Here is a 12,920-nt window from a genome sequence, read left to right on the forward strand (position 1 = left end):
GGCGTGGTGTTGGCCGTGCAGGGGTTGTCGTTCGCGTACCGGCGGGGTGGGGAGGAGCTGTTCGGCGGGTTGTCGCACGAGTTCGTCCCCGGTCGGGTGACCGCGGTGACCGGTCCGTCGGGGCGAGGGAAGTCGACGTTGTTGTATGTGTTGGGGTTGATGTTGACGCCGTCCTCGGGGAATGTGCTGTTGGATGGGGAACCGGTGGGGTCGGCGCCGGACCCGGTGCGGTCCAGGGTGCGGGCGCACCGAATCGGGTTCGTCTTCCAGGACGCGGTGCTGGACCCCTCACGGGTGGTGCTGGACTCCGTGGTCGAGCCGGCCTTGTATGCGGGGTGGTCGCGTCGTGTGGCGCGCGCGAGGGGCCGGGCGTTGTTGGACCAGGTGGGGGTGGGGGCGAGGGCGGATCACCGGCCCGGTGAGATCTCTGGTGGGCAGGCGCAGCGGGTCGCGGTGTGCCGGGCCTTGGTGACCGGTCCGAGCGTGATCCTGGCTGATGAGCCGACCGGCAACCTGGACCGGGAGAATGCGCAGGGTGTGCTGGCGGCGTTGTCGGCCGCGGCCACCGACGGTCACTCGGCCGGTGGTGCGGACAATGTCGAGCGGGGACCAGGGGGGTTGGGGCGGACGGTGGTGATCGCCACGCACGATCCGTTCGTGTTGGAGCACGCCGATGAGGTGCTCGCCCTGTGAGAGGCGTGGTTGCGGTGACGGGCCGGTCGCGGTGAGACCGTGGGCGGTGGTCCGGGAGGGTCTGGCGACGGCGTGGGCGAACAAGGTCCCCTCGGTGCTCGTGATGCTCCTGGTCGCCGTGATGTGCGGCACCACGTTGGCCACGGTCGGGCGGACCGCTGCCGCGGAGGAGCAGGTGGCCGACCGGCTCGACGCGGCCGGGTCACGGGTGCTGGTGGTCAACGACGCCCAGGGGCAGGACCTGATCCCCCGGGCCGTGGTCGACCAGGCGGCCGGGTTGTCGGTCGCGGAGCGGGCGGTCGGGGTGGTGATCCCGGTGGACGTGACGAACAGCGTCGTCGGTGCCGGGGGCACCAGGGTGCCGGCGTGGGCGGTCGTGGGGGACCTGGCCGACGTGGCGAGCCTGGAGCGGGGCCGGTGGCCCGGTCCAGGTGAGGCGTTGGTCTCTGCTCAGGGTCAGCTCGCGTTGAGGATGGACGACCCGGTCGGGTCGGTGACGCTGGCCTCGACCACGGAGGTGACGGACTACAACGTGGTCGGGTCCTTCACTCCACGAGAACCGTTCACCGACTATGCCGCCGGCGTGCTGATCGCCGCACCGGAGGACGCGGTCGCCGACTCGCTGCACGTCGTGGTCACCGACTCACAAGTTGCCGCGACCGCACAACGGGCGGTGCTCGGGTTGATCGCCCCGCCCACCTTCGAGGCGGTGACCGTGCAGTCCCCGGTCAGCCTGGCGCAACTGCAGGAACAGGTCGCCGGGGACCTGACCACCTTCGGTCGTGCCCTGCTCCTCGGGGTCCTCGGTGCGGGCGCGCTGTTGGTCGCGATCGTCGTGCTCGCCGACGTGCTCATCCGCCGCACCGACCTCGGCCGACGACGGGCCCTCGGGGCGACCCGGTCGGTGATCATCGGCCTGGTCCTCGGCCGCACCCTGGCCCCCGCCCTGCTCGGCGCCGTCCTCGGGGCCACTGCCGGGCTCTGGATCGCCGCAACCTACGCCGCCCCACCCCCCGAATTCACCGCCGCCACCGCGACCCTCGCCCTGCTCGCCGCACTCGCCAGCGCCCTCCCGCCAGCACTCTTCGCCGCCACCCGCGACCCCGTCCGCGTCCTGCGAACACCATGATCAGTAGAGCGGCGTGTATCGGAAGTGATAATCTCCTGGCATGGTCGGCGTACCGCTCCTGGAGGATGTGCTCCGGTCCGCCGCGCACCTCCAGGAACTCGTGCCCGAGGCTGTGCTAGTCGGAGGGACCGCGGCTGCGGCGCACGCCCGACACCGGCTGTCGTTCGATCATGATCACGTCCTGATCGACCTGGCGGAGCGGTATGGCGCCGTGCTGGAGGCGGTCGAGGCGTCGGAAGGCTGGGCCACCAGTGTGCGCGCAAGCTCGCCGCCGCTGACCCTTCTCGGCTCGTTGGACGGAGTGGAGGCAGGGCTGCGGCAACTGCGGCGGAGCCGGCCGCTGGAGGTGGAGCCGTGGGAACTGGCGGGCGGGGAGTCGGTGGTGGTGCCCACCCTGCCCGAGATGCTCAGGGTCAAGGCGTACCTGGTCGTGCAGCGCAACGCGACGCGGGACTATCTCGACACCGCGGCGCTGAGAGAGCGACTAGGTCCAGTCGACGCGGTGGCCGTCCTGAGTCAGATCGACGACTACTACTCGGACCGGAGCAATACCGACGGATCGGTGCTGACCGCCTTGGTCCAGCGGCTCGCCGACCCCGCACCCAGGGATCCGCGCGTGACCACCGAACTTCCGGCATACAAGGGGTTGGATCCGCGATGGCACGACTGGGCGAGCGTCCTCGACGCCTGCCACGTCCTCGCGGACGGCCTGCTTCGCGCGGTGGAGGGCGAACTCGAATGATGGTGTCCTTCCGGAATGTCGACGTGCCGTCCGGTACCCCACCGGGCTCGTGGCCCTACGAGGCGATCGCGACGACCATCGAGCGGGGGCTCATCGGGGACTGGGCGGTCCTCACCCGGGCCATCCGGCGCGAGCCCTGGGGTCCGGTGGCCAGAATGGTGGAGGAGTACCTCTCCCGGGAGCACCCGCCCGGGGTCGGGCCGTTGCTGGAGCGCGCCATCTCCGGGGCGCGGGCCGAGGCCGAGGCGGCCGAACGCGCCGAGGTGGCACACGAGGTGGACGACCTGGTGCGCCGGTCCGGGCTGACCTCCCGCGACTTCGCCGAGCGGATCGGGACCTCCGCCTCGCGGCTGTCGACCTACCGGTCCGGGAAGGTGATGCCCTCGGCTGCACTGGTGGTGCGGATGCGCAGGTGCGTCGAGCAGGTGGAGTGAGGGAGGGCTGGCTCGCGGGGTATGCAGCGATGAGGCGATGCGGAGTGGCAGGCCGATCCGCGGCAGCCGCCTCAGCCGCGACGGTGATTGCGGGCCTTGCGCCAGCCGTCGATGGCATCCCAGCCGGAGACGCCGACAATGCCTACGGCCGTGATGATCGCCAGGGTGCGTCCCACGTCGCCGGGCACGTCGTCGCGGCCGAGGGTGAGGTCCAGGAACTCGGGGTTGAGCAGTTCGCGGGCCTGCAGCAGATAGAGCGCGCCGACGGTGAAGGCGACCGCGAGCAGGGTGTTGAAGGCCGCGAACCGGGACGTCCATCCGCGGTTGCGGTAGACAGCGATCGCCAACGCAGCCTCCGCCGCGATCAGGACGAACATGCCGCCGAGCCACCAGGGCCACAGCTCGGGATTCAGCACGGAGACCGCCCTCGTCTGCTCGCCCAGGCCGACGCCGACATCCACGGCGCCGTCCCTGAAGAAGGCGAAGCCGACGAAGCGGTCCCACACCAGGGCGGCGACGGCCAGCGAGAGGAAGACCAGTGACCCGATGAGGTCGCTGCGCCCGGTCGCCGGGTCCTGCGGCTCGGGCAGTTGGTCGGGGGTCCAGGTCACCCCGGTGTCGGCGCCGGTGCGTTCCAGGACGGCGAAGACGATGGTGGTCCAGAACGCGACATGGACGACGGTCCCGATACCGGTCGAGACCACCGAGCCGATGATCTCGCCCACCGGCGCATCGGCGATGAGGTTTGCGACGGTCACCCCTGCCACCGCGATCGGAGGGACGATCATCCACAGCAGCTTGAGCAGCCGCCACCAGGTCAGGTAGTACTTCGGGCCGATGAGTCGCAGAGGGCGATCGGCATACCCGGCGGCCAGCCGGTCGGGGTCGCCGAGCCCGGTGATCACGGCGTGCTCGGCCTCGGCCCGCGACTCGCCGTGCTCGAGGCGGGCCTCAATGTCGTCGGCGATGGAGGCGGTCAGTTCGGCCCGCACGTCCTCCTGCGCGTCAGCGGGGAGGCTGCGGACCGTCGCGGCGATGTACCGCTCGGTGAGGGTCGAGGCCATGTCAGTTCTCCTCTGCGGTGAGGGACGCGATGGCTTCGGTCAGCGCGGCCCATTCGGTGGTGAGCGTGTCGGCGAGGCGGCTGCCCGCCTCCGAGGTGCGGTAGAACTTGCGCGGGCGCGTGTCCTCGGTGTTCCACTCGCTGGTCAGGTAGCCCTGCTTCTCCAGTCGACGGAGCAGGGGATAGAGCGTGTTGGTGTCGCAGGCGAAGCCGTGCCGCTCCAGGTCCTCCAGCAAGCCGTAGCCGTAGCCGGCATTCCGGAGCAGTTGCAGGCACGCCAGCACGATCGTGCCGCGCCGGATCTCCTGGAGGTGCGGGTCAAAGTCCGCGTTGTCGCTCATGCATCCACAATACTGTGTAGCACACACTATCGTCAAAGACACTTTATTGAAGAGGTGCTGACTGTGGGATGACCCGATGGAATCCGGGTCTGGGAGCCGGAGGTTGCCCGGACGCCAAAGGTTGAATGGTGCCGCTATCGGGTAGACAGGAGAGGGCCGATGAGTCTGAACATCAAGAACCAGCGCGTGCACGACCTGGCTCGCGAGGCAGCCCGGCGCACGGGAACCACCAAGACGTCGGCGATCGAGGCGGCGCTGGACCAGTACCTCGCGGGACTCGATGCGCCCGCGGCGCGAGAGCAGCGCAGGGCGAGGGTCGAGGCCGTGCTCGCGGACATCGACCTGCGGCTGAGTGACGCCGACCGAGCGGCCCTGAGGCGGGATCTTGAGGACCTGTATGACGACCAGGGGCTGCCCACGTGATCCTGGAAACCTCGGCGCTGGTGGCTGTCCTCACCGGCGAGCCGGAGCGGACTGAACTGCTGAATCGGATGCAGGAGGCCGCGTCGTTGCGTATGTCGACGGGCTCCTACCTCGAATGCGCCATCGTGGTCGACGGCCGGCGCGATCCCGTCCTGAGTCGCCAACTGGACACCTTGCTGGACGTCTTGGGTGTCGAGCTGGTCCCCGTGGACGCACGGCAGGCCCACATTGCGCGGCGTGCCTACGCGGACTTCGGTCGCGGCTCCGGGCACGCGGCCCGGCTGAACTTCGGAGACTGCTTCGGCTACGCCCTCGCCTCGGTCACGGGCGAACCCTTGCTCTTCAAGGGCAGTGGCTTCGCTCGGACGGACGTGCGGCGAGCCGGGCTGCCTCCCTCGGAGGACATCGATGCCGATGGCTCCGACGGAGGCGGTGGCTGACGTCCGGACCGTGCTGCGAGTGTCGATCAGATCGAGTGCCGCACCGCCCGGACGCCGATGGTCAGGCCGATCGCGGCGAGGACGACCGACGCCAGCCCGCCCTGCCACACGGCTGGGTCGGTCAGCTGCCCGTTGACCAGGGCGCGTTGGGCCTCGACCAGGTAGGTGAGCGGGTTGAACTGGGACAGGATCTGCATCCAGCGCGGCCCGACGTCCAGCGGCAGGAGCATCCCGGAGAGGATCATCAGTGGGAAGAGCAGTGCCTGCTGCACGGTCCAGAACATCCAGTCCCGCTCCTTCGACGCGATCGCCAGGGCATAGCTCAGGGCACCCACGCCCAGGCCGAACACCGCGAGCAGGACCAGGCCCATCGCCATACCGGGGATCGACGGACGGAACCCGAAGATCGCGGCGACTCCCGTGATCACCAGTGCCTGGATCACCAGCGGCACCATCTCCTTGCAGGCGCGCCCGACCAGCAGTGCAGGTCGCGAGACCGGTGCGACCAGCATCCGCTCGTGGGCGCCGGACTGGATCTCGAACAGCAGGTTGGAGCCGGTCATCGTGGTGCCGAAGAGGGTGATCATCACGATGATGCCGGGGACGAACCACTGGAACGCCTCCGCCAGTGGCAGGCCGGTCATCCCGCCGAGCAGCGGCCCGAAGAACGCGAGGAAGACCAGTGGCTGCATCAGCGAGAAGACCAGGCTGAACGGGTCGCGCAGCATCGGGCGCAACTCGCGGACGAAGACGTTGCGGATGCTGCGGGCGAGGCCGACGGGTTGGGCGTCAGTGGAGGGTGTGGTGTCGTCGGGCAGGACGGTGGTGAGGGCAGTCATCGGGCGGCTCCTGTCAGGGCGGGCTCGGTCGTGGTCTCGGCTTCCTCGCGCAGGCTGCGCCCGGTGAGGCTGAGGAAGACGTCGTCGAGGGTGGGTCGTGCGGAGTCCGCGCGCAGCACGGTGTGCCCGCGAGCCTCCAGGTCGCGCAGCAGAGCGGGGAGTATGCGGTCAGCTCCGTTCACGCGGACCGTCACCTCGGTGCCTCCCGCCGGATCCGTCGGGTCGGCTGGTGCGGTGCGCGGGTCAGGGTCGGGCGCGCCGGATGCGGTGGCGGCCCGGGACGCGATGGCGGTGATGTCGTCGGGGCTCCCGGTGGCGGTGACGGTGATGCGGTCGCCGGCGAGGTTGGCCTTCAGCCCGGTGGCGGTGTCGTCCGCGATCACCTCGCCGTGGTCCACCACGAGGACCCGCTCGGCGAAGTTGTCGGCCTCGTCCAGGTAGTGCGTGGTCAGCAGCAGGGTCATCCCGTAGCGCTCGCGTAGCCGGAGCACCAGTTCCCACAGGTGGGCACGGGACTGTGGGTCGAGGCCGGTGGACGGCTCGTCGAGGAAGAGCAGGCGGGGGCCGGGGATGAGTCCGAGGGCGATGTCGACCCGGCGTCGCTGGCCGCCGGAGAGCTTCATGGTCGGTTGGTCCACGACCTCGCCCAGGCCCAGGACGTCGACCAGTTCGGTCACCCGCTCCCTGGTCTGACGGCTCGTGAGGCCGTAGAGCGAGCCCTGGATGTCGAGCTCGTCGCGGACCCTCTGGTAGAGGCCAGCGCCGTTCTTCTGCCCGATGTAGCCGATCCGGGCGCGGACCTGTGCGGGGTCGCGGGTGATGTCGAACCCGCAGACGGTGGCGTTGCCGGAGGTGGGTGCGAGGAGGGTCGTGAGCATGCGCAGCGACGTGGACTTGCCCGCCCCGTTGGGCCCCAGGAACGCGGTCAGGGAGCCCTCCTCGACGTCCATCGTGAGGTCCTTGACCGCCGTGATGGTGGTGCCGTTCTTGCCGGCGAACTGCTTGTGCAGCCCTTCGGTCCTGATGATCGGTGATGTCATGTCTGGGAGGTTATGGGCCATTGCGGCCAGATCCTGGCCGCGTTGTTCCCTAAGGTTCTGGGTATGTCAGATCCGACCGCACGCGCTCTCCGGCTCCTGTCCCTCTTGCAGACGCACCGGTTCTGGGCGGGGCCCGAGCTCGCGGGGCGGCTCGGCGTCTCCGAGCGGACCCTGCGTCGTGACGTGGATCGGCTCCGCGAGCTCGGCTATCGGGTTGGCGCCAGCCCCGGGGTCGCGGGCGGCTACCAGTTGGAGAGTGGCAGCACCGTCCCGCCGCTGTTGCTGAACGATGACGAGGCGGTCACCATCGCCGTGGGGCTGCGCACGGCGGCACTGTCAGGGGTGGGCGACGGCGACCAGACGTCATTGTCGGCGCTCGCCAAGATCGAGCAGGTGTTGCCGCGCAACCTGCGCCGGAGGGTGAGCGCCCTGCAGGAGCACACAGTCCCGGCCAACCGTCCGGGAGTGCCGATCGATGCCGACGTGCTGGCCCAGCTCGCGCTGGCCTGCCGCGACCACGAACGGCTGCGCTTCCGCTATACCGACCGGGCGGGCCGGGAATCGGGGCGGCACGTGGAGCCGCACTCGCTGGTGCCGCGCGGGCGCAACTGGTACTTCGTGGCCTGGGACGTCGACCGGGTGGACTGGCGTACCTTCCGGATCGACAGGCTGTCCCGTGTGCTGGCGACCGGGGTGCGGGTCCCCGAGCGCGAACTGCCGGCCAAGGACGCTGCCGAGTTCGTGCAGCAGGCGCATGGCGGGGGGAGTGGCGGCAACTTCCGCCGGCTCGAGGCTGTGGTGCGGATGCGGGCATCCCTGGAGGAGGTGCGTGCCCACTTCGGTCCCTGGGCCAGCAAGGCCGTCGAGGGTCCTGCTGGGACCGTCGAATGGCCGATCTGGGGGTCGACCGCCCAGGAACTGTTGGCCGCCCTGATCTGGATCCCCGCGGAGCTGGAGTGGGAGCTGGTCGGGCCCGACGAGGTGCTGGCTGCTGCCCGCGGCTTCGCGGACCGGGTGGCGTCCGCCGTCCACGCAAGCGACCCGTGACACTCGTCGGCGATCGCGGCGCTGTTGGGCGCTGGGTGGTGGGTTTGAAAACTTTTCGTACATTCTTTCGTCGAACGTATTGACGAGGTGGGGGTGGTGGGTTTAGATTAGGACAAACGTTCGGTTCGTGGCCGTTGGGGAAGGGTTGCTGGCCGGGTGTGGCAGGTGGGGTTTGCCCGTGGGAGGTGGGGGGTCGTGGCGGTACAACCGTTGGTAGCGGACGAGACGCCAGAGCACGGCCTCGCGCCGGGGCATGTGGTGGTGCGGGAGCATCCGGTGGAGTTGATGGTGGCGGGGTTGGAGGCGTCGTTGGGGTCGGCTTCGGTGCAGGCGTGGGCGGGGTTGGAGCCGGCGGTGGTGCGGTCGTTGTACGGGCGGGTGGCGCGGGTGGTCGAGCGGTTGTCGGCGCACAAGATGGCCGCCGCGAGGGTGTTGGAGACCGCGGGGACGGCCAAGGCCGCGGGGGCGGCGTCGACGGGGTCGTTGCTGGGTGGGGACTTTGGTGGGGACCGGCGTGAGGGTGATGGCCTGGTCCGCCTGGGACAGACGTTGGCGCGTGCGAAGGCGTCTGGGACTGAGGGGGCGTTTGCTGCCGGGGAGATCACGCGGGCGCAGGCGCAGGTGATCGGGTCGATCCTGGGCGGCCTGGACGGTGACGTGACGCAGGGGGAGCGGGAGGCCGCGGAGGCCACGTTGTTGGGTGAGGCGCCGGGGTTGAGTTTGCGGGACCTGCGGGCCCGTGGGGACCGGATCACTGAGGCGTTCCGTCCCCCGGACCAGGTGGACCGGGATGAGGAACAGGTGGTGCGGGCGCGGGAGCGGGCGGCGTGGGCTGCCACGGAGTTCTGGATGCGGGATACGGGGGCCGGGACGTACCAGGGCGGGTTCACCATCCCGACCGTGGCCGGGGAGTTGTTGAAGACGATGTTGGACGCGGTCGCCTCTCCCCGCCGCAACCACTTGCGCCGCACCGACAACCCGACGAACAGCAACGGGGCCGGTAACGGGTCGGGTAATGCCACGGGCGCTTTCGGCCCGGCCGTCGGTAACGCCGGCAGCACTGGTGGTGTCGGCAGCACTGGTGGTGTCGGCGGCGCCGGGGCCGGTGGTGGCGGTGGGCCGGTGGGTGTGGTGGATGAGGGGTCGTATCAGCAGCGGTTGGGTCAGGCGTTCTGTGCGTTGATCGAGCATGCCCCGACCGATGGGTACGCGCCGGCCGGGGGTTCGGCGGCGGTGGTCGCGGTCTCGTTGTCGCAGGAGAAGCTGGTCTCGGGGATCGGGTGTGGGACGACCTCGACCGGGGTGCGGTTGACGGCCGGGGAGATTCGCCGGTTGGCGTGTAACCAAAGGGTGTTGCCGCAGGTCTTTGACGGGTCGTCGTTGCCGTTGGATCACGGGGTCGCGCGGCGGTTGTTCACTCGGCATCAGCGGATCGCGATCGGTCAGCGGGACATGGGGTGTGTGATGCCCGGGTGTGACCGTCCTCCGGGGTGGTGTGAGTTGCATCATGCGGGGCAGCCGTGGGCTGCTGGAGGGCGTACGGACCTGGACCAGGGCGTGATGTTGTGCGCGTTCCACCACCACCTGGTGCATGAGCAGGGGTGGGTGATCAGGTTCCACCCCGAGGACGGGATCCCGGAGTTCCGGGCACCCGGGGCACCCAAGGACGCCTGGGTGAGGAATGCCCGGTACCGTCCACCGCGAGATCTCGGGGTGGCCCCCACAACAGCCTGACCCCAACCCACCCACCGGACCACCGGACCCGGACCCCCACACGGGGCCCGGGACACCGGCACGCCCACTAGCACCCCGGGGTGGTGTCCGGGCGTATGGGACTGCCGATGTCCTCGCCGGGGCGCGGCCATACGGCGGTCAGTCCGGTCAGTCCTCGGGTGAGGCGGCTGCCAGGCGGGCCTCGGCGAGAGCGTGGAGGACGTCGGCCCAGCCCGACTCGAGGTTGCTGGTGTCGCTCAGGGGGACGGCGAACGCGTGCGTGAGGGTGACCAGGGTGTCGGCACTGGGACTGGCACTGGCGCCGGCCGGCTGGTCGAGATCGGTGAACTCGACGGTCACGATGTCCTCGGGCGACCTGCCGTCCCCGGTCTCCCAGGTCCAGGACATGACGATCCGCTCTGGCTCGATCAGCTCGCGGTAGCTACCGGTCGCGCCGATGCCGGCCGACTCGGAGCGGATCCGGAACCGGCCGCCGGGCCGGGCATCGACCTCGTAGGTCGTGTCCGGCAGCCCGGCCCACCACCAGGTGGCCAGGCGTTCGGGTGTCAGCCAGGCGGCGTACACCTCGCTGCGGGGGGCGGGGACCTGCTGGGTCAGCGTGACGGAGCGGGCTGAGGAGGATGCCAGGTTGCCCAGGACGTACTCCCATCCCTGCCGGTAGGCCTCGACATCCCCGTCCGGCGCGACCGTGTGGGTGACCGTGATGAGTGTGCCGCCGTCGCGGGGGGCGAACTCGACGCGGACGTGCTCCTCGGGCCCGGGGCGGTCCTGGTCGAGCCAGACCCAGGTCATCTCGATCAGCCGGTGTGGCTCCAGGGCGAGGAAGCGGCCCTCGACGCCGATGCCCGCAGCGGGCGAGACGATCCGGTAGGTGCCGTCGACCCGGCCGTCGACCTGGTAGGTCGTGTCGTCCATCGCGACCCACCACCACGTGGCGAGGGCCTCGGGGCTCAGCCAGGCGGCATACGCGGTCTCGGGTGGGGCGGCGACGTGCTGGGTGACGACGAGCGTCTGGTTCATCCCTGCTCCTCGGTGGTGAACGAGTCGGCGAGGTTGCCGAGCTGTTGGGTCCAGAAGGTGCGGTTGCGGCGCAACCAGGCCTCGGCGTCGGCCAGCGACTGCGGGCGCAGCGAGACGGTGACGGTGCGGCCGGACTTGGTGCGGTCGATGATGCCGGCGCGCTCCAGGACGCCGAGGTGCTTGAGGGTCCCGGGCAGGCTGATCGGCAGCTGGGCGGCCAGCGCGGAGACGGTGCTCTCCCCGGTGGCGAGCAGGCGCACCAGGTGCTGCCGGGTGGGGTCGCCGAGCGCGGCGAAGACCGCCGTGCTCGGGTCCGGATAAGAGTTAACCATCAAGTTAACTATTGCAGGGACAGAAGTGGCGGGCAAGGGGTCGCGCAACGGGTGACCGGCCAGTACGTTTACCCCATGTCGAACCTGTCAATGTTGCTGGAACGGTCCGCCGAGCGCTACCCGACGAGGGAGGCGATCGTCCTCGGCGACACTCGACTCACCTACGCCCAGGTGAACGGGGCGGCCAACCAGGTCGCGAACCTGTTGGCCGGCAAGGGCGTCGGGCCGGGGGACAAGGTGGCGCTGAGCTGCCCCAACCTGCCGTACTTCTCGATGGTCTACTTCGGCATCCTCAAGACCGGCGCGACGGTGGTGCCGCTCAACGTGCTGCTCAAGGCCCGGGAGGTCGCGTATCACCTGAAGGACTCGGAGGCCACGGCATACGTCTGCTTCGAAGGGACCCCGGAGTTGCCGATGGCGCAGGAAGGGCACGCGGCCTTCGAGCAGGTCGACTCGTGCGAGCACTTCCTGGTGATCACGGCCGATCCCGGGGCCGACTCCCCGATCGAAGGCACCAGCACGTTGGGGCAGGGCATGGCCGGGCAGGAGCCGACCTTCTCCTCGCACGAGACCGCGGATGACGACACGGCCGTGATCCTCTACACCTCGGGCACGACGGGCCAGCCCAAGGGGGCCGAGCTCAAGCACTCCAACATGCTGTCCAACGCGCTGGTCTCGGACCAGTTGTTCGATGCGGACGCGGAGCGGCCGGACACCTACCTGTGCGTGCTGCCGCTGTTCCACTCCTTCGGGCAGACGGTCATCCAGAACGCCGGCTTCGCCTTCGGCGGCACCGTCGTGATGTTGCCGAGGTTCGAGGCGAAGGCGGCCCTGGGGCTCATGCTGCGGGAGCAGGTGAGCTTCTTTGCCGGGGTGCCGACGATGTACTGGGGATTGCTGGGGGCGCTGGACGACACCGTCGACGTCGGGGCGATCGCGAAGAACCTGCGGGTCGCGGCCGCCGGTGGGTCGGCGCTGCCGGTCGAGGTGCACAAGGCATTCAAGGAACGGTTCGGGGTGACGATCCTGGAGGGGTACGGCCTGTCGGAGACCTCGCCGGTCGCCTCCTTCTCGGTCTTCGGGGAGGACCCGCGGGTCGGGTCGATCGGGGTGCCCATCCCCGAGGTGGAGATGAAGCTCATCCAGGCCGACTGGTCCGAGGTCGACCTGACCGCAGACCCCGATGCGGTGGGCGAGATCGCGATCAAGGGGCCCAACATCATGAAGGGCTACTACAACCGGCCGGAGGCCACCGACGAGGCGATGCGGGACGGTTGGTTCCGCTCCGGAGACCTGGGCCGCAAGGACGCCGACGGGTACTACTACATCGTCGACCGAGCCAAGGACATGATCCTGCGCGGCGGGTTCAACGTGTACCCCCGCGAGCTCGAGGAGGTCCTGATGAGCCACCCGGCCGTCTCGCTGGCGGCGGTGATCGGGGTGCCGCACGAGTCCCTGGGTGAGGAGATCAAGGCGTTCGTGATCCCCGAGCAGGGGGCCGAGGTGACCGCCGAGGAGCTGGTGGCCTGGGGCAAGGAGCAGTTCGCCGCCTACAAGTACCCACGCAGCGTGGAGATCGTGGGCAACCTGCCGATGACCGCGACGGGCAAGATCCTCAAGCGCGAACTGGGCTGACCCGCGGC

Annotated in this window: 15 protein-coding genes; 9 read left to right on the forward strand and 6 right to left on the reverse strand. The window is 69.8% G+C overall.

The window, feature by feature from the left end; all coding sequences use genetic code 11:
• Nucleotides 1-15: 15 nt before the first annotated feature.
• Genes FB467_RS04355 through FB467_RS04370 form a run of 4 tightly spaced genes read left to right on the forward strand, consistent with a single transcriptional unit; the run spans nucleotide 16 to nucleotide 2,998 of the window.
• Entirely contained in the window at nucleotides 16-693 is a 678-nt protein-coding gene (locus tag FB467_RS04355) for an ABC transporter ATP-binding protein (protein WP_342354727.1), read from the forward strand.
• A gap of 31 nt (nucleotides 694-724) precedes the next feature.
• Entirely contained in the window at nucleotides 725-1,822 is a 1,098-nt protein-coding gene (locus tag FB467_RS04360) for an ABC transporter permease (protein WP_141784003.1), read from the forward strand.
• Between the two features lie 40 nt (nucleotides 1,823-1,862).
• Nucleotides 1,863-2,564, forward strand: coding sequence for a hypothetical protein (locus FB467_RS04365; protein ID WP_141784004.1), 702 nt, complete (start codon nucleotides 1,863-1,865; stop codon nucleotides 2,562-2,564).
• A gap of 23 nt (nucleotides 2,565-2,587) precedes the next feature.
• Nucleotides 2,588-2,998, forward strand: a complete 411-nt coding sequence (locus FB467_RS04370; RefSeq protein WP_228393226.1) for a helix-turn-helix domain-containing protein — start codon at nucleotides 2,588-2,590, stop codon at nucleotides 2,996-2,998.
• A 71-nt stretch (nucleotides 2,999-3,069) separates the two neighbouring features.
• On the opposite strand, the gene FB467_RS04375 is transcribed toward FB467_RS04370, so the two are convergent.
• Together FB467_RS04375 and FB467_RS04380 are read right to left on the reverse strand one after the other, a co-directional pair.
• Nucleotides 3,070-4,062 (reverse strand): permease prefix domain 1-containing protein, encoded by a 993-nt coding sequence (locus FB467_RS04375; protein WP_141784006.1) that lies wholly within the window; start codon nucleotides 4,060-4,062, stop codon nucleotides 3,070-3,072.
• Between the two features lies 1 nt (nucleotide 4,063).
• Complete coding sequence (locus FB467_RS04380; protein ID WP_141784007.1) at nucleotides 4,064-4,402, reverse strand: PadR family transcriptional regulator; 339 nt, start codon at nucleotides 4,400-4,402, stop codon at nucleotides 4,064-4,066.
• Between the two features lie 159 nt (nucleotides 4,403-4,561).
• Between FB467_RS04380 and FB467_RS04385 the strand changes: the two genes are divergently transcribed.
• Nucleotides 4,562-4,825 (forward strand): type II toxin-antitoxin system VapB family antitoxin, encoded by a 264-nt coding sequence (locus FB467_RS04385; RefSeq protein ID WP_141784008.1) that lies wholly within the window; start codon nucleotides 4,562-4,564, stop codon nucleotides 4,823-4,825.
• A complete protein-coding gene (locus tag FB467_RS04390) occupies nucleotides 4,822-5,265 on the forward strand; it encodes a type II toxin-antitoxin system VapC family toxin (protein WP_141784009.1) in 444 nt (147 codons plus the stop codon). The genes FB467_RS04385 and FB467_RS04390 overlap by 4 nt, the downstream gene beginning before the upstream one ends.
• Before the next feature lie 26 nt (nucleotides 5,266-5,291).
• On the opposite strand, the gene FB467_RS04395 is transcribed toward FB467_RS04390, so the two are convergent.
• Both FB467_RS04395 and FB467_RS19270 read right to left on the reverse strand, forming a co-directional pair.
• On the reverse strand, nucleotides 5,292-6,104 hold the full coding sequence (locus FB467_RS04395) for an ABC transporter permease (RefSeq protein ID WP_141784010.1): 813 nt from the start codon (nucleotides 6,102-6,104) through the stop codon (nucleotides 5,292-5,294).
• Complete coding sequence (locus FB467_RS19270) at nucleotides 6,101-7,144, reverse strand: ABC transporter ATP-binding protein (protein WP_194288319.1); 1,044 nt, start codon at nucleotides 7,142-7,144, stop codon at nucleotides 6,101-6,103. The genes FB467_RS04395 and FB467_RS19270 overlap by 4 nt, the downstream gene beginning before the upstream one ends.
• Nucleotides 7,145-7,207: 63 nt before the next feature.
• Between FB467_RS19270 and FB467_RS04405 the strand changes: the two genes are divergently transcribed.
• Entirely contained in the window at nucleotides 7,208-8,191 is a 984-nt protein-coding gene (locus tag FB467_RS04405; protein ID WP_141784011.1) for a helix-turn-helix transcriptional regulator, read from the forward strand.
• A 195-nt stretch (nucleotides 8,192-8,386) separates the two neighbouring features.
• Nucleotides 8,387-9,925 (forward strand): HNH endonuclease signature motif containing protein, encoded by a 1,539-nt coding sequence (locus tag FB467_RS04410; RefSeq protein WP_141784012.1) that lies wholly within the window; start codon nucleotides 8,387-8,389, stop codon nucleotides 9,923-9,925.
• Nucleotides 9,926-10,072: 147 nt separating this feature from the next.
• Here the strand turns inward: FB467_RS04410 and FB467_RS04415 are convergent, their stop codons facing one another.
• Nucleotides 10,073-10,945, reverse strand: coding sequence for an SRPBCC family protein (locus FB467_RS04415; protein ID WP_141784013.1), 873 nt, complete (start codon nucleotides 10,943-10,945; stop codon nucleotides 10,073-10,075).
• Nucleotides 10,942-11,277 carry an ArsR/SmtB family transcription factor gene (locus FB467_RS04420; RefSeq protein WP_141784014.1) on the reverse strand — a complete coding sequence of 112 codons (336 nt, stop codon included), beginning with the start codon at nucleotides 11,275-11,277 and terminating at the stop codon, nucleotides 10,942-10,944. Before FB467_RS04420 ends, FB467_RS04415 begins: the two co-directional genes overlap by 4 nt.
• A 75-nt stretch (nucleotides 11,278-11,352) precedes the next feature.
• Here FB467_RS04420 and FB467_RS04425 point away from each other — a divergent pair, with 75 nt between their 5' ends.
• Nucleotides 11,353-12,912, forward strand: coding sequence for a long-chain-fatty-acid--CoA ligase (locus FB467_RS04425; protein WP_141784015.1), 1,560 nt, complete (start codon nucleotides 11,353-11,355; stop codon nucleotides 12,910-12,912).
• The last annotated feature ends 8 nt before the right edge of the window (nucleotides 12,913-12,920 follow it).

It is taken from the genome of Ornithinicoccus hortensis, from assembly GCF_006716185.1.
Lineage (GTDB): Bacteria > Actinomycetota > Actinomycetes > Actinomycetales > Dermatophilaceae > Ornithinicoccus > Ornithinicoccus hortensis.

Excerpts from the sequence above, each read along its gene's own strand:
- FB467_RS04375 (WP_141784006.1), bottom strand. The coding sequence starts at position 4,062 with ATGGCCTCGACCCTCACCGAGCGGTACATCGCCGCGACGGTCCGCAGC.
- FB467_RS04380 (WP_141784007.1), bottom strand. The coding sequence starts at position 4,402 with ATGAGCGACAACGCGGACTTTGACCCGCACCTCCAGGAGATCCGGCGC.
- FB467_RS04365 (WP_141784004.1), top strand. The coding sequence starts at position 1,863 with ATGGTCGGCGTACCGCTCCTGGAGGATGTGCTCCGGTCCGCCGCGCAC.
- FB467_RS04385 (WP_141784008.1), top strand. The coding sequence starts at position 4,562 with ATGAGTCTGAACATCAAGAACCAGCGCGTGCACGACCTGGCTCGCGAG.
- FB467_RS04420 (WP_141784014.1), bottom strand. The coding sequence starts at position 11,277 with ATGGTTAACTCTTATCCGGACCCGAGCACGGCGGTCTTCGCCGCGCTC.
- FB467_RS04415 (WP_141784013.1), bottom strand. The coding sequence starts at position 10,945 with ATGAACCAGACGCTCGTCGTCACCCAGCACGTCGCCGCCCCACCCGAG.
- FB467_RS19270 (WP_194288319.1), bottom strand. The coding sequence starts at position 7,144 with ATGACATCACCGATCATCAGGACCGAAGGGCTGCACAAGCAGTTCGCC.
- FB467_RS04425 (WP_141784015.1), top strand. The coding sequence starts at position 11,353 with ATGTCGAACCTGTCAATGTTGCTGGAACGGTCCGCCGAGCGCTACCCG.
- FB467_RS04405 (WP_141784011.1), top strand. The coding sequence starts at position 7,208 with ATGTCAGATCCGACCGCACGCGCTCTCCGGCTCCTGTCCCTCTTGCAG.
- FB467_RS04395 (WP_141784010.1), bottom strand. The coding sequence starts at position 6,104 with ATGACTGCCCTCACCACCGTCCTGCCCGACGACACCACACCCTCCACT.